This window comes from Microcoleus sp. D3_18a_C4, assembly GCF_036702415.1.
Lineage (GTDB): Bacteria > Cyanobacteriota > Cyanobacteriia > Cyanobacteriales > Microcoleaceae > Microcoleus.
In genome coordinates, this window is the sequence record NZ_JAUBTI010000004.1 from 94030 (window position 1) to 109686 (window position 15657).

General features: G+C 42.2%; 11 protein-coding genes and 1 pseudogene. 10 read left to right on the forward strand and 2 right to left on the reverse strand.

All coding sequences use genetic code 11. The features are described 5' to 3' along the window. Positions 1-65 precede the first annotated feature (65 nt). The 8 genes from QUB16_RS03540 (at position 66) to holA (ending at position 10092) form a co-directional block, all read left to right on the forward strand. Positions 66-1301, forward strand: a complete 1236-nt coding sequence (locus tag QUB16_RS03540; protein ID WP_333314061.1) for a hypothetical protein — start codon at positions 66-68, stop codon at positions 1299-1301. A gap of 214 nt (positions 1302-1515) precedes the next feature. Continuing rightward, positions 1516-1902: a hypothetical protein gene (locus QUB16_RS03545; protein ID WP_194060989.1), complete on the forward strand. Its 387-nt coding sequence runs from the start codon at positions 1516-1518 to the stop codon at positions 1900-1902. Positions 1903-1988: 86 nt separating this feature from the next. Then, positions 1989-2369 (forward strand): hypothetical protein, encoded by a 381-nt coding sequence (locus tag QUB16_RS03550; RefSeq protein ID WP_333314063.1) that lies wholly within the window; start codon positions 1989-1991, stop codon positions 2367-2369. Positions 2370-2637: 268 nt separating this feature from the next. After that, positions 2638-4041 (forward strand): AAA family ATPase, encoded by a 1404-nt coding sequence (locus tag QUB16_RS03555; RefSeq protein WP_333314064.1) that lies wholly within the window; start codon positions 2638-2640, stop codon positions 4039-4041. A 355-nt stretch (positions 4042-4396) separates the two neighbouring features. Continuing rightward, on the forward strand, positions 4397-5908 hold the full coding sequence (gene dnaN, locus QUB16_RS03560; RefSeq protein ID WP_333314065.1) for a DNA polymerase III subunit beta: 1512 nt from the start codon (positions 4397-4399) through the stop codon (positions 5906-5908). A 728-nt stretch (positions 5909-6636) separates the two neighbouring features. Further along, positions 6637-7446: an alpha/beta fold hydrolase gene (locus QUB16_RS03565; RefSeq protein WP_333314066.1), complete on the forward strand. Its 810-nt coding sequence runs from the start codon at positions 6637-6639 to the stop codon at positions 7444-7446. A 283-nt stretch (positions 7447-7729) separates the two neighbouring features. Further along, positions 7730-9145: a DNA polymerase III subunit gamma/tau gene (gene dnaX / locus QUB16_RS03570; RefSeq protein WP_333314068.1), complete on the forward strand. Its 1416-nt coding sequence runs from the start codon at positions 7730-7732 to the stop codon at positions 9143-9145. After that, positions 9142-10092, forward strand: a complete 951-nt coding sequence (gene holA / locus QUB16_RS03575) for a DNA polymerase III subunit delta (RefSeq protein WP_333314070.1) — start codon at positions 9142-9144, stop codon at positions 10090-10092. Before dnaX ends, holA begins: the two co-directional genes overlap by 4 nt. 212 nt (positions 10093-10304) lie before the next feature. On the opposite strand, the gene QUB16_RS03580 is transcribed toward holA, so the two are convergent. Then, a complete protein-coding gene (locus tag QUB16_RS03580) occupies positions 10305-10505 on the reverse strand; it encodes a hypothetical protein (protein WP_228057005.1) in 201 nt (66 codons plus the stop codon). Positions 10506-10574: 69 nt separating this feature from the next. Beyond that, positions 10575-10775 (reverse strand): annotated as a pseudogene (locus QUB16_RS03585) (nucleotidyltransferase domain-containing protein); the annotation flags it as partial. Positions 10776-11150: 375 nt separating this feature from the next. Between QUB16_RS03585 and QUB16_RS03590 the strand changes: the two are divergent. After that, positions 11151-13796, forward strand: a complete 2646-nt coding sequence (locus QUB16_RS03590) for a DEAD/DEAH box helicase (protein WP_333314071.1) — start codon at positions 11151-11153, stop codon at positions 13794-13796. Between the two features lie 215 nt (positions 13797-14011). Continuing rightward, the gene (locus tag QUB16_RS03595; protein ID WP_333314072.1) at positions 14012-15193 is read left to right on the forward strand and encodes a hypothetical protein; all 1182 of its coding nucleotides are present in this window, start codon (positions 14012-14014) and stop codon (positions 15191-15193) included. The last annotated feature ends 464 nt before the right edge of the window (positions 15194-15657 follow it).

A 15657-nucleotide genomic window follows, 5' to 3' on the forward strand; every position in this document is an offset into this window, starting at 1 on the left:
GGGATTAAGCGCGAGAAGATATCCCCTAACGGGAGAAGTTGAAAACAATTAGCTTCTCAAAGGTTATGGACTCTAACACGACTTTAATTGGCTTCTCAAATACTTGCTCTAAACCTGACAACGCTCCCCCCAGTGAAGTCAAAGAAGTGGTAGCGGTAATTTTTCCTTTTCTCACTCCGCCTCCTTTCGCTCAACTTCCCTTTAAAGTAGGCGATATCGTCAAATCTGGCAACCATTACGGCACGATAACAGCCCTCCATCAAACCGATAGACCTGTAATAATTACTTGGGATGCTAGTAACAACGAAGATAGTTTTTCCTGGAATTATACCTTAGATGAAATTCGGGTGCTTAAAATATCCCTTGTGCCTCTGTTTATTCCTCAAAAAACTACTGGAGAACTTCCCGCTTGCACAACAATTGTACTAGCTAATTCGCAACAACTACAATTCAGTAACCCCACTACTTTCCAAGTAAAATCGCTCACTGAACATCACATTCTCATATTTACTCTTGACCACTATTATCTCTTTCCCATCAACTTGTTCCCTGGCTACCCGACAAGTTGTGCCATAGATGTTTTTACACCCGAACAATTAGAAGCCAGTCGCTTTTTGTCTTTCAATGACCTAAAAATTAGGGCTAAGACCCATTTATTTTTTGAAGTCCCCGACAATTTCTTAGAAATTGTCCTACCAATTCAAAAGCACCAAATCAAAGAGAAATTGACTAAACAATTGAGTACAGAAAGTTATCACATTCTCGACTTTGATATTGCTTGGGAAGAAGCCTGGGAATATTGCCTTAAACATTTAGCTAAGAAACATGGATGGAGTGGTTTTCGAGAGGGCGATTGCCTCGAACAACGCCGAAATCAAGTGGAACAAAGGGGAATAGTTATTAGTTTGAATATTCAGGCACTACGCCCATTTCAAATTCAATGGGACAGTGGAGAAATTCAAAGCTACAGCTTGACTGAACTCAAAAGTTTAGGCATTACTCATATCCCAACTCTTATTAAATTATCGCCCAATGTTGCTTACCAAGTTAGCGAAGACGGCTCTTACTTTAAAGCTTGGCTTGGTTTCCGTACTAAAGCGTTAGCTAAGGCTTGGCTAATAGTTATTAAAAAGCTAGTTGGTCGCCTTAGCTACCTAATTGATTGCCAAATTCCAGAACTTCAACATACAGGTTCTAAATACGAGTATGTTGTAGAAACTCCCCGACATAAAACTTTAAAGAAGCGCTTAGAAGCTCTGCGGAAAGTGGCTGAACTTGATTTAGAAAAGATGCCAAAATGATGGGAATTGGGAAGAAAATTGGCTATTCTGTAACCAATGTAAATGCGATTAAAAACTCTGTGACCCATCCGGAAGATAAATCGCCTAGCGGCGAAAAATGTTGACTTTCTCTACTTATAAATACCAACAACAAGGAGCAATCCGAGAAAGTCAGGGTTTACTACACCACTTCAATTAAAAGTGCTGACGAGCTAAAAGTTAGAAGATGAAAAAGATGAAAGAAATCAATATTTGGTCTGGATGCAGCATCGGAATTGGGGCAGCATTAACTAATCCCACAGAGTTAGCTTTTAGAAAAGGAAACCTCAAGAATCACTACCCAGTTGAGTTCAATGGCAAGGTTTTCCGTGATGCTGAAGCTGCTTATCAAAATCACAAATTTGGACATTTGCAACAAGATATGACAATAATGACAGAAATTATTGTTGCGAAACTTCAACAACATCCACGATTATTAAAAACAATCGCAAAATATGGTGGAGTTGCTTGGCTTGAACAATGCAATCACATTGTTGGTGTGCGCGGCTCTCGTTGGGAAGGTCAAGGCAGAAAAAGCAATTTCATTCAATGCTTGATTTCAGCTTATATCTTGGTGTGTTAGTAAGAAGCAATTGCATTCTTCACAAAGACTCAAGGAGTAATCTTTGAGTCTTTTACTGGCTATCCAAAAATTTGAGGAATTTTACCATGAACAAAATAGTAATGATTTCTGGCAGTCGTTCCATCCAGAAATTGCCATCAGAGGCTCATACCTCTCTCAATCGCATCATTGAACTAGAACTTAAAATCATTATCGGTGATGCGCCTGGAGTTGATAGCTTAGTTCAGCAATACTTGCAGTCTAAGAACTACGAGAAAGTTTTGGTTTACTATTCCTTAATTAGTGGCAATGGCAAACCCAGAAATACTTCTGGTTATCCAGTTGTTGGTATTCCTGGACACTATAGCGATCGCGATATCGAAATGTGTTCGCATTGTGACTACGGATTAGCCATTTGGGATGGACATAGTATTGGCACAGCAGTGAATATCAAACGAGTTAAGAAAACCAAAGTTATTATTGTTTAACAACTAACAACAGCAGCAAAACTAGCTCTGAATTATCAAAAAATTCAGAGCTGATTTTTGATTAAACAATACTTATGACAACTTTTTTTGTCAATGACATAATCAGAGTTTTAGGTAAGTTCGCCTAACGAAAAATCAACCATTACAGCCATTCTTTTCTGAAATTCGGAACTATTGTTATAAGTCAGTTTTGATTTGAATGTTCCTCATACTCCCCCTCAAGCTAGCGCTTATTAGGATGCGAACGAATTAGCATTACTGTACACTAATGATTCAAACTTTACTAGAACGACCGCAGGAATTTAAACAAATTCCCTTTACTCTCAAGCCGCAGCAGCAGCAAGCACTCGACAATTTGAGAACATTTGCAAGCAGCACTTCCGCATTCTTCTTGCTTTGCGGTTATGCAGGCACGGGAAAAAGCACACTTATTTTCCTTATAATCAAAGAACTCTTAGCTCAAAGCAAGCGCATTGCCCTCACAGCACCCACTAACAAAGCCGTCGGTATCCTCAGAAAAATGGCAGCATCTCAAGGCATTTTCGGAGTAGATTTTATGACGATACACCAGCTTTTAGGCTTAGGCATGGTTCGCAAAGAACAAGAGAAAGTCTTAGAACAGACAAGCTGTTGTTACCTCCACCTCTATGATATCATTTTCCTCGATGAATGTTCGATGGTTGGAACTCAATTGTGGTCTTGGATTGAGCGCAGATTTGAACATACTCTCTTCAATCAGCGGAAATTAATTCTCATGGGCGACCCAGCGCAACTTAATCCTGTTGGAGAAAAGCGCTCGCCTGCTTTCAATATTGCCAATAAAGCTGTATTAACTCAAGTGGTTAGACAAGCTGGAGAAAGCCCCGTCCTTGATTTTATTACGGAATGTCGCTCATTTGTCAAGAGTAAAACAGATGTCTTTTTGCCACATCCGAATTACAACTCATTAGACAAATCTAACGGTGCATTCAAAGTTAAACCAGAAGCACTCATCCAATATGCTATCAAAACCATCAAGCGAGAATTTGCCTCAAATCCTGATTGTTTCCGGATTTTGTGCTGGACAAACAAGCGAGTCAACTATTACAATCAGGCTGTTCGAGAACAACTTTATGGTCGAACAACTGCCCGATTTATATCTGAAGAAAGGTTAATTACTAAGAAACCAGTTCTCGCTCCTGATGGTAAGACTGTGATTTTAGCCACATCAACTGAATTTACCATACAGCAAGTTGAAATAAGTCAGCACTACGGCTACCGAGTATGGCTGTTGAAGATTGTGACTGATGATGGTCTATTTCGGCAAATCTTTGTGCTGCATGAATCGGAAAGTAAGCGCTACCAAGCTGAATTGAAAGAGAAACTCAAAAGTGCCAAACGTAATGGATTTCTCTGGCGGAAGTATTACTGGTTTAAAGATGATGTATTTGCCGAAGTTGACAATTGCTTTGCCCTGACTATTCACAATTCTCAAGGTAGCACTTTTGATGAAGTTGGTTTGGACAGCAATGACATTTTGACTCGACTTTTGGTAGGCAAGGAAATGAGCACCCAAGAGAAACTTAAAGAGTACCACCGTCTTTTATATGTTGGAACAAGTAGATGTCGTCAACGAATACTATTTGTCCCTCCTAATTCATTCCGAGTGCAACGAGTATTAGCTCAATTGTAGAGGAAGGGGATGGGGAAGGGGAAGGGGAAGGAAAGATAAGTTTTCACTTTTTTGAGTTGAACCTTCTTCTCTCAGGACTTACGCACACGATGCCAGAAATCGGGTTTCTTCGTAGATATCTAGTTGAGAAAGCAACAATTTTTCAGAGAAATCCGGTTGATGAGCGTAAGTTCTGTTATCTCACTTATCAAAATCTAAATAATCAGTTTGCTTCAACTTGAACATAACGCGAGTTTACTGAACTTGTTCCACCCTTACCCCTCCCCTTCTCTTAACCTTCCCCTTCCCCTTCCCCTTCCCCTTCCTCACTGCTATCGCAGCGACCAATCAAATTCTTGACACCCGACTAATTATTATGGCAAAAACTCGACTTTCTGGAACACATTCTAAAGAGGAAGTAGTGGAGAGAACAGCTAAGAAAAAACGCTCAACTGTAACAGTCAGTAATTTGACTCCTACTACGAAGCCATCAGTCAAAAAAACAACTAAGCTTTCTTCTCCCCTACCCAAAACAACACAAATAGAAGAAGTAGCAGCGAACTACATCACAGACAATGGAACTTCTACACCTTCTGACACCCCAACAAATCCCACTCCAGAAAACCATCTCAATAATGAAATCACAGATTCTCCAACTCCGACATCTTCCCTATCGGCTGTTGAACTTGCCTGCAATTCAAGAGAATTCAACGATTATATACAAGCCCTGAAAGGCATCATTCCCAGCAATAGCAGCCATCCCATTTTGTCCAATATTTTGATTGAAGCTGATGCTGAAACTCAACATTTGCACCTGACTGCTTACAATTTAGAATTTGGAATGCAAGTGAGCTTTGGTGCGAATGTCAATCAATCTGGAAAGCTTACCCTCCCCGCACCCATACTTGCTGACATTCTGGGAAAATTTCCTAACGGCAGCCTTACCTTAAAGAGTTCTTCTGAAATTATTAAAGGAAGCGACGTTCCATCAGTCAGTGCCACTCTGAGTGCGTCAAGAAGCAAGCACGCCATTCGCGGGCTAGCTGCGGACGAATTTCCGGCTATCCCCAGCGTTCAACAGAAACTTGTAACGCTTCCTGCTAGCGTATTAATTTCTGTCCTAAAAGCTAGCTTATTTGCTGTCAGTGCGGAGGAAAACAAACGCATTTTAACTGGAGGTAATTTTCAACTCAGTCGCGACGCAGACAGAGGCCTCGATAAACTGAGAGTTTGGACGACAGACGGGCATCGGGTAGCAATGGTTTTAGGATTGAACGAAAGCAGCAATTCCCACCTTTTGAGCAGTCAAATAATTAATTTTACTGTCCCTGCTAAGGTACTCCGGTTATTGGAGCGTTCTTTGAATTCTGCTGAGAAAGTTACGATTTACTATGAAGGTTTGCCAGAGCAACCTAGTAATTTTGTCGCATTCGAGTGGAATAATTGGCGGTTGACAACGAAGTTGCTAGAAGGGCAATATCCGATTTGTGACCAAATTATCGCTCCCTATCGACATCAATTTAGCCATCAAGTGGTGGTTGAGAGGCTGAGCTTTTTAAAAGCCTTAGAGAGGTTAGCTTCTCACAGCGACAAGTCTCACCTAACAGCTATTTTAGAATTCGATTTAGATGCCCAACAAGTGCGAGCATCACTCAACAATACTCTCAGTTCAGGAACTGAAACAGTTGATGCTAAATTCTGGGGCTGTGAGTTTTGTCTCAAGTGCGACATCCGCTATTTGATTGATACAGCTAAAGCGATTTCCAGCTCTGATTTGCGGGTGTTAATGGCAACTCCTACCGCTCCCCTACTGATTACACCGTTTGGAACGCCTGCGTCGGGTACAGAGGCTTTAGAGTGCGAATATATTGTCGCTCCGCAAGAATAATTGAAAGGTGGGAGTGGCATCTAAATTTGATGCCCTCTCCTGCACAAATTCGCAGCCTATTGCTGTATAAATTAGGAGGGTTTAAGGTTTTTTTTGCAAGAGTACATTGTCTAAAAAAACACATCTTTTTTACTACTTATTTTTGTGATTTCAGCAAAATATTTGCTAGTAAATTAGTGAGTTTTAATGTTTCTCTCTATTGGTTGAAATAAGCTCGCGACAGCCGACAATTTGGCATTTTTAAAACTCCCAACACCGCAAGTAAGCGGGGTGTAAATTGCCCCAGTATTGCGATCTGGAATCAGTTTCCACTCGCTCAAACCTTTTACTTTCGATTTTTCCTTCATGCCGTGCTTTTTTGCTGTATCTCAGCAGCAGATGGTTTAGCAATTTTTCCTTGCGGTAGTGTGTTCAGCGCGATCAGCGTTCAAAAAAGTATTAGATAATTCATCCTGAGAAGACCTGCTATAATCATCCTAGATCAATAGTCCGGACAGTTTTTATAGGGCCCAATGGCTTATGCTCTAAGACTTTGAGCCACTATGGATAATTAAATCAATGTCAGCTCCACGCCGGACTTACATTTAATTCGACTTTTTTATGATCCTTGCCCTGTAAAGCTTGTAGTATCGTTCCAAAAACTGTCCGGAGTATTGCTAGATTGAACTATTACTTTGAAGTGGTTGAGTTGCTTCATGAACACAATTAAATTAATAGAGGATCGATACATGCAAGTGGGTTCTATCAAAACTCGTTATTGGAGTGCGGGTGATCGAGGAGATCCTGTGGTTCTGCTTCATGGTGGCGGCAGTTCCATTGAAGTTTGGATTAATAACATGCAAGCGCTAGCCCAACACCATCGCGTGTTTGCCTTTGATATGGTGGGAACCGGTTTGTCAGACAAGCCCATCGTACCTTACTCACTTGATTACCAACTTCAGTTTCTGAATGAGTTTCTCGATACATTCGACATTCCACAAATCAGTTTAATTGGGAACTCAATGGGCGGCAGTATTGCCCTCAAATTTGCGATTCACTCGCCAGAGCGAGTTCGGAAACTGGGATTGGTTTCTAGCTTTGGCTTGGGACGAGAAATCGACTTTTCTGATCGCTTGTTAGCTTCCTTCCCGGCAATCGCGAAACTGATGCCCGTGAATCGGAGTGTTGTCAGATGGGTATTGAACAGCTGTGTTTACAATCTGAACTCAGTTCCAGAGGAATGGATCGAACTCAATTTTCAGCGGTTTAATCTCCCCGGCCAGCGGAAAGCTTTAATCTCTCTCTTGACAACTAATTTGAATTGGGGGGGGCTGCGCCCTGAAGTTTTTATGCCAATTGTTCAGCAACTCGATCGCATCAAAGCCCCCACCCTGGTAATTTGGGGAAAACAGGACGCGATTATTCCCGTTGCCCATGCTTACGTTGCCGCCCAAAAAATTCCTAATTCCTCTTTGCATATTTTTGAGCAGTGTGGGCATTGGGCGCAAGTCGAACATCCAGAAGCTTTCAATAGTCTCGTTTTAGAGTTCCTCATGTAAGGGGTGTAATAATCGACATTCCGCACGAAGAAGGGTAATTAATGGAGTAAGCTGATAGAGCAGGTTTCAGGGAAGAAGGCTAATGGATATCCAGAACCTAGATCGCCAGCGCCAACAACTGAGCCAGGACTTACGCAAAAAATAGTTGGTAACACTATTAGTAGCGGTAAAATTCATAATTTTTACACTACAGATAGAGCTTATGCGTAAGTCCTATGAGCTTAACTTCAGGCACGGCTCCCCTATCGGGGAATAGTTACCCGAAGTATTCTAACCACTCAAAATGTACCAACCACTGCACCTCAAATACCGACCAAAAAACCTACAAGAATTAGTGGGTCAAGATACCATCAAAACAACCTTGACCAATGCCATCACCTCCTCCAAAATTGCTCAAGCTTACCTATTTACTGGCCCCAGAGGAACAGGCAAAACCTCAACCGCTCGCATCCTTGCTAAATCCCTCAATTGTTTGAATAACAAAAAGCCAACCGCCACTCCTTGCGGAGAATGTTCAAGCTGCAAAACCATTGACTCCTGTTCAAGCTTAGACGTAACTGAAATCGATGCTGCCTCTCACAATGGCGTGGATGATGCCAGAGAATTAATACAACACAGCAACTTTGCGCCAGCGATGAGCCCTTACCGCATCTGGATTTTAGATGAGTGCCACCAACTCAGTACCAGCGCTCAAAATGCTCTCCTCAAATGCCTTGAAGAACCTCCGGCTCATGTGGTGTTTATTCTCTGTACGACTGAAGCACATAAAGTCCTGCCGACAATTATCTCCCGCTGCCAAACTTTTAACTTCCGAGCCTTGTCAGTTGATGCTATTGTCGGACAATTGCACAAAATTAGCTCCGCTGAATCTATTGAGATCGCAAGTGATGCCATGCGGGCGATCGCTCGCACCTGCGACGGAGGGTTAAGAGATGCCCTGCAATTACTTTCTCAGCTTTCACTGCTAAACTCAGAGATTACCCTAACTCAAGTTGCAGAAGTATCTGGCAGCATCAGCGAGCAAGACTCGATCGCCCTTCTCAAAGCCATTCATTCTGGCGATACCTTAAGCGTACTGCAATCTTCGAGAACGCTTATTGACAGCGGCAAAACCCCCAAACTGATTCTCAGTAGCTTGCTAGCATCAATGAGAGATTTGCTCATTGTCAAATCAACGCGCCACTGCCAGAATTTAATTGCAGGGCCAGTAGGCTATTCACAACTGCGATCGATCGCTAGCACTCTTGATTTTGAAACAATTGATGCGGCTTGTACACAATTGCAAAAATCAGAATTTCAATTGAGAACTAGCACCAATGCTGCTACCTGGTTAGAAGTCTGTCTGCTGAACTTGATGCTGTCAAGCAAACCCGCTGCCCCCGAAACGCGGTTGCCGGCAACTTCCCAATCTAATCAGCCTGACAATTTTGATAAAACTCCTCAAAAAATAGAGGCAGATTCTCCTGACTTTGAGACAACTTGGGCGCAAGTAGTAGCAGCAGCGAAACCAGGCAATCGTAGCCTCTTAAACCGCGCTCAAATTGCCGAACTTTCGGCTGATTCATGTGTGTTAGCAGTAGAAAGAAAGTACGCGAACAAGTTTCAGAGTCACCTTGAATCCGTGCAGCGGATCGTTACTAAAGCTTTAGGCCGCTCTGTTACTGTAACTGTCAAACAACAGGAGGAGTTAGCAGCATGATTAGCATCCTAATTGGGAATGATACCTACGCAATTGAACGAGAAGTTGAAAATTTTAAGACTCAAACTCATCCTCTCTGGCGAGATTTCAACATCCATCGGTTTGATGCTTCTTCCCTGGATATAGCTATTTCTGCGGCTGCTTCAGTTCCTTTTGGTGTCGGAAGTAAACTTATCGTAGTTGAGAATTGTGATTTCAAGCAATTTGGGGAGACGGGGCTAGAACTACTGCAAATCTTGCCCCATTTACCCGCTACAACGCACTTAGTTTTCACTGCTGCTGTTATCGACAAACGGCTCAAGGTAGTCAAGCATTTATTGCTGTTTGGTAAACTTAAGGAGTTTACTCTCATTCCTCCTTGGCGTACTGATTTAATTGAAAATGCGATCGCTGCTACTGCTAAACAGATGAATCTCTCAATTGCCAGAGATACTGTCAGTTATCTAGCGGTAGCGATTGGTAACGATTCTGCTAGAAGAGTTAGTGAACTGGAGAAATTAGCCATTTATGCTGCGGGCGATCGCATTACCAAAGAATCTGCTAAAATCCTCGTTCCAGCTACCACAGCCAACTGTTTTCAACTGGCAGAAGCTCTTTTAAAAGGTCAAGCAGTGGCGGCAATTAAGGTGCTTGATGAATTGCTATCTCGGGCAGAGTTTTCTTTAGCAATTATTGCTACTCTTCAAACTCAGTTTAAAACTTGGCTGTGGGTAAAAGCTACTCTGGATTCCGGCGGCAAACTTTCTGATAGTGAAATTGCTAGTATGTGCGGAATTAGTAACCCCAAACGGCTGTATTTCCTTAAGCAGGAGGTTAAGGAAGTATCTGCGAACTTCTTAAGTCGATCGCTCTCCATTTTGTTTGATTTAGAAATTGCCCTCAAAACCGGAGAAAAGTCTGATTCAATGTTGCCTGCTTTGCTCAGAATCACTCAACTCACTAAATAACAGAAAAGGCTGCCGAATTAAATTGGCAGCCTTTTACAGCGTATCCCAGATTTCTGGAGTGCAGTAGGGACACGGCATTGCCGTGTCCCTATGTGGATTTATCAATCCGGGATGTACTTCATAAACGTGGAATCTGCTGTATTAGTCCTGTTTTTTTTGTTTTGGGGTAGCGATCGCCACTCTAACATTCTTCTTTTCCTTCTGCTATATTTTTAGGGACTCAATCCCAAACTTAACCTCACTTCTTGCGGGACTTCTTTGCAAAACTTTAATGCTTGACGTGCTGTATCCTTATCAGCAGAAGCCCCTGGATAACGATAAGCAACCGCAAAAGCAGTTAACGCTAAAAGTTTCTGGCGAGAAATATCATAATTAGGTTCAACAGGTAAAAGTAAATCCAATAAAAATGTCAAATTATGAGTTTTACTAAAACTAATTCCCGCAAAGCCGTAGTAAAATCCCCTTCAGCTTTATCAACCCATTCAACTGTTAGCGGATTCATAAATCAGCTTTCCTTTTTCTATAATTTCTCGCAAGAAAAAATCATTCCAGGCTAGGCGTTGCTCAATCTCTACAGGAGTTCGCACTAACAAATCTATGGCAAACTTTGGTTGAACTTTATTTAAAATTTCCCAAGTTTTGCGAAAATTGCTCCCTTTGTATGGCAAAATCACTAGCAGATCTACATCCGAGTCATTTTGAGGGTTTCCATAAGCATAGGAGCCAAATAAAATAATTTTTCTGGCTGAAATTCATTGACAATAGCCTGACTTAATTGCATGATGTTCTCCCTTTCTATCATACTCAATAAATGCTCCTTTATTGATTTTTTTGTAATTAAGACCAGTCTCAAATAGGAATAAATTGCATTTAGTTTAATCAATTAAATTTATTCTAGCATAATTGTAAAGTCTGTCAAGATCGTCTTAAGTCTAAAAGGTTGTCACTCCTACCAAAAGCAGTCCGACTCCCAGTTGGTTTTTTTATTAATTTCCTCTCTCGTTCTTTTTTTTACCTATCGGTAGTAAGAGAGAAAAGATTCATTCTTAGAGTGACCAATGCCTCCCAATTATATCAACCTTCTTTCCCAACTAATAGCCAGACATGATTTTCACCAAAATAACTTCCCAGAAGCAAGCCACTTGCAGCCAACTGCAACAGCCGATTTGTGTGAGTTTTTAGGCGAAGAGGTTATTTATCAGACAATCGCGACTGCTACAACTCCTAAGCTCTACAAAATTCCTCAAGACTTGCCGCCTTCAATAATTTCTGCTTTGCACAGCCAAGGCATTCAACAGCTTTATTCGCACCAAATTAAAACACTCAAAGCCGTGCGCCAGGGCAAAGATGTCATCCTCAGCACAGCAACAGCTTCTGGCAAATCTTTAAGTGCGTACTTGCCTATTTTAGAGGGCATTCTCCAACATCAATTTACTGCACTCTCTATTTATGGTTTGAAAGCTTTAACAGCCGACCAAAGTCAAAAACTTGCCGATTTGCTCCAACTGATTCCTGAGCCTGCGCGCCCGCGCCTTGCCCTTCTAACTGGAGATACTCCTCCCAAAACCCGAGAACAATTATTAGCTGCAAATCCTAGCATAATCAGCGCAACACCAGAGTTAATTCACTATGCGCTGAAAGGCGTTCACTGGAGTCAGCCTTGGCAGCATTTTTTAAGTCGCCTCCGCTATATTGTCCTAGATGAAGCTCACACTTTTAACGGAGTTTACGGAGCTAACATGGCTAGCTTAATTCGCCGCTTAAAATTGGCAGTAGACGAGCGCGGAGGTTCTTCTCAAAAACTGCAATTCCTGATGTTAAGTGCTACCGTTGGCAATCCCGTTAAATTAGCGAAGTTACTATCTGGTAGAAGTCGCAAGCGAAATATCAATAAACCCGAGCGGTTAGTTTGGATTAACTCTAGCGGAGCTGCTGTCCCAGAACGGCAATTAATTGTTACTAAACCCACTCATGATGCTAATTCCGATGTTGCTCGCATCATTATGTTTTTGTTGCAGCAAGGGCAAAGCGGAATTTGCTTCGGTAACGGCAGACAAGCAATTAAGAACTTGTGGGCAACTTTTAAGCAAGAAGCTGTAACTCAAACTAACTCGGGAATTGAGTCGCAAGTAGCAATTTTCTACGGCAGTTTAACAAGCGAGCGCCGCATGGAAATTATTAACTCTTTGCAGTCAGGAACAGTTAAGTGTATCCTCAGCACTAGCGCTCTCGAAGCAGGAATTGATTTGCCTCAACTTGACTTTGCTATTATTAGGGGATGGCCGGGAAGCTTGCAAGCTTTCAGGCAGAGGGCTGGCCGGGCTGGTCGCGCAAACTCCGGTTTAATTGTCTTCATTCCTATTGCACAATCACCTTTGGATAACTATTTTGCCGAGCGCCCTGAATTGTTGCTGTCGGCCGAATCTGAATTGGTGAGCTTTAATGCCAATTATCCCATAGATATTGCCAAACATTTGATGTGCGCGGCTGTCGAAACAGGCATTCCTGCCAGTAAGCTCAAGCACTACTTTGGCAAGAGCGCTTATATAATTGCAACGGCTTTAATTGAGCAAGGTGTTCTTCACAGAAGCCGGGATAAATTATGGGCTAAGGGCTTTCCCCATAAAGATGTAAACTTTCGAGGGGGAACGGGTTCTAGCACGATACAACTGGTGGATGCGGAGACTCAAGAAGAGATTGAACTCCTCAGTGCGGAGATTGCTTATCGAGAGGTATTTCCTGGTGCTATTTACCGCACGCAAAACTCAGACGGCTGTTTGGTGACTTATACTTCGCGCTCGCTCTTGAATGGCAAAGCTATTTTGCAAAACACCCCTGAAACTCGACTGTTTACTGTAGCGATTAGCCACACTCATACCAGCCTCAAGCAGAATTTGAGTTTGCCTCAACAAATCCCGTTAGTCATTCCAGAAGTTGAAGGAAATGTTCAAACCAATTCAACGGATAGTAATGCAATTCCAGCTCAAGCTATTCTGGAACTGGTTTGGGGAGAAATTAGCCAACTCGTCACTGGTTATCAATTATTGACTCGCAATTACGAGTTAACTTGTCTCAATAGAAAGTGTGTCAATTACAGAGAGCATTTACCAAAATGTACTGCCTGTCCTGTTTGTGGCAAAAGAACTCGCTCTGCTGAGCTAACATCGGTTCTTAATGAGGTAAACTTTGAGCAACCTTACGAAATCAAATTTGCGACTCCTGTACTGCAAATTAGTTTTAATTCCCCGGTTGAATGTTATCTGCAACAGGTAGTAACAGCTACTCGCCAGGAATTGCTTCAATCTCAACAGGAGATTCCGCCCGGATATCAGCAGTTGTGGGAGTACCCCGCGAATTTGTTGGCTATTCACAGTTTCGGCCATCAAATTTTAGCCGCTTTACCTCTGACTATTTTGGCTTCACCTAATGATGTGAATTTTCTAGTAGAGAAGAGAGGTGCAAATGACTATGCAGGACTCTTTTACGATTTAGCAGAAGGGGGTTCGGGAACCTCCGAAGCTATTTTTCGTTCTCTCCCTCAATTAGCTCATGCGGCTGCTGAGTTAGCCCGCAGTTGTTCTTGCAGTTCTGGCTGTCCTAAATGTTTGATTCAGTCGGGATGCCCTGATGGTAACAAAGCTTTACTCAAGCAGGTGGGGCTGCTGCTGTGCGAAGCATTTTCTACTCCTCAAATATCAAAATAATTGGTGGAATAGACGGCTGAGAAAGGGGAATGGGGAGAGAGAAATAGGGAAAATGGGAGTGGGGAATAGAGTGTAGCTTTTTTCAAACAAAAAAGCTACACTGTATTCCCAATTTTTTTTACTGTTTTTATTAAACAAAACGCTGCTTGCATCAACATAGAATTGTGCGAACCGCTACTGCGGTTTTTAGGGGTGCATTTTTCGGACTTGTACTCATGAAAAACCAGCTTTTATTACCAGTTATTGACTCCAAAACTAGAGAGTCAACGCTGTTACATTTCAGAAATCAACCCTATAAACAAAAGAAAAAGCAAGCTTTAATTCCTAACCTCAAACGAGATTTAAAGCATGGCTGGCTTTTAACAATTCTCGCACAAATAGACCGATGTTTATGGGGAAGGTGGGATTATTGGGCTTTGTGTCAAGCTGTCCCCGCTCATGCCTGGATGCGGTGGAAGATGGAGCCAATGCTAGCCATTCTGGAGAACAGAAAACCCGAAAATTTACCCAAATTTGTAATTGAGGAAACTTTGCCAGCAGAACCGATTCCCCAAATTGAATGGCAGCATTCTCCTACCGCAGAAGCCATGTTAGATAATAGCCTCAATTGCATTCCCAAACATGGAGAATGGAAAACTTGGTCAGCTTGGGACTATTTGGAGTTTTTCTTGGACTGGGTTTTGTTCGCATTCGGACATCCAGCTTACAAGATTTTACCCAAAGAACCCGCCGGCTGTGAAGGTGCATCAATGCGCCTTTATCAGATGTTTGACCTGTCAATTCTCATGCTATATCCTGAAGATTATATGGGCAGACTGCTACCCCAAATCTGCGGAAAGACTGCTCAAAAAAGTTCAGGATTTTATCCGACACCCTTAGCTTTGTGCCAGTTGATATCTAAGTTGGTCAGTGGTGATAAGACAGAGCGAATTTCCAGCTTCAATGAACCTGCGTGCGGTACGGGTGCTTTAATGTTAACACAGTCGAATTACTGTCTGAGCGGTATCGGTCAAGATATAGACCCTACTCTGTTAAAATGCGCTTTGTTTCAGTTTTATATGTTTTCACCTTGGCTGGCTGTTCCGATTTGGTGGTTGGGTCAAACTGATTTGCTCCTTGGCAATAGTTTAAGTAGCGATCGACCCCAATCAACGAACGCCACTTATTGGTATAATGAGTGGTTTGAACCAGTCGAGTCTCAGGCTAAAAATGATACTGATTGTCCTGTCGAACATGAAATAAGTTCAGGAGAAAGCTCAGAAGTTATTGACTTGAATGATCAGACATCAATTCACTCAAATCCATTAGTTCAAGAAGTTGTTAAGGGCAAACACCGACCCAGAAAGATGACGACATCGCCTCACCAATTTACGCTGTTTAATTTAGACGAGTTCTAGCTCAATACCTACCTATCGAACGATTGTTGTGGTGCAGGTGAAGAGTTGAGTAAATCGCATTTAAGGTTTTTTTCACTGTTAGCAACCAAGCTACCGATATTGCTGGCAAGCTATCACGCATGAGTTCGTAATTCGGAAAGCAACAAGCCGAAGAAAGCGCCGTCAGACACTCAGTTGCGAGCGCGACTACACAACCAATTTAGGGTGCATAAACGTCAGAACCACTAATTTATCAATGTCTATGCACCCTAAACGCCGGTAATTTAGGGTGCATAAACGTCAGAACCACTAATTTATCAATGTCTATGCACCCTAAATGACTCGCTTGCTTTAGGGTGCATAAACGCCAGAACCACTAATTTATCAATGTCTATGCACCCTAAACATCGGTAATTTAGGGTGCATGGATGCCAAAACCATTAATCTATCAATCGCTATGCACCCTAAACGCCGGTAATTTAGGG

Coding starts and splice junctions, on each gene's coding strand:
- QUB16_RS03555 (WP_333314064.1), top strand. CDS start 2,638: ATGATTCAAACTTTACTAGAACGACCGCAGGAATTTAAACAAATTCCC.
- QUB16_RS03565 (WP_333314066.1), top strand. CDS start 6,637: ATGCAAGTGGGTTCTATCAAAACTCGTTATTGGAGTGCGGGTGATCGA.
- QUB16_RS03550 (WP_333314063.1), top strand. CDS start 1,989: ATGAACAAAATAGTAATGATTTCTGGCAGTCGTTCCATCCAGAAATTG.
- dnaX (WP_333314068.1), top strand. CDS start 7,730: ATGTACCAACCACTGCACCTCAAATACCGACCAAAAAACCTACAAGAA.
- holA (WP_333314070.1), top strand. CDS start 9,142: ATGATTAGCATCCTAATTGGGAATGATACCTACGCAATTGAACGAGAA.
- dnaN (WP_333314065.1), top strand. CDS start 4,397: ATGGCAAAAACTCGACTTTCTGGAACACATTCTAAAGAGGAAGTAGTG.
- QUB16_RS03540 (WP_333314061.1), top strand. CDS start 66: ATGGACTCTAACACGACTTTAATTGGCTTCTCAAATACTTGCTCTAAA.
- QUB16_RS03595 (WP_333314072.1), top strand. CDS start 14,012: ATGAAAAACCAGCTTTTATTACCAGTTATTGACTCCAAAACTAGAGAG.
- QUB16_RS03590 (WP_333314071.1), top strand. CDS start 11,151: ATGCCTCCCAATTATATCAACCTTCTTTCCCAACTAATAGCCAGACAT.
- QUB16_RS03545 (WP_194060989.1), top strand. CDS start 1,516: ATGAAAGAAATCAATATTTGGTCTGGATGCAGCATCGGAATTGGGGCA.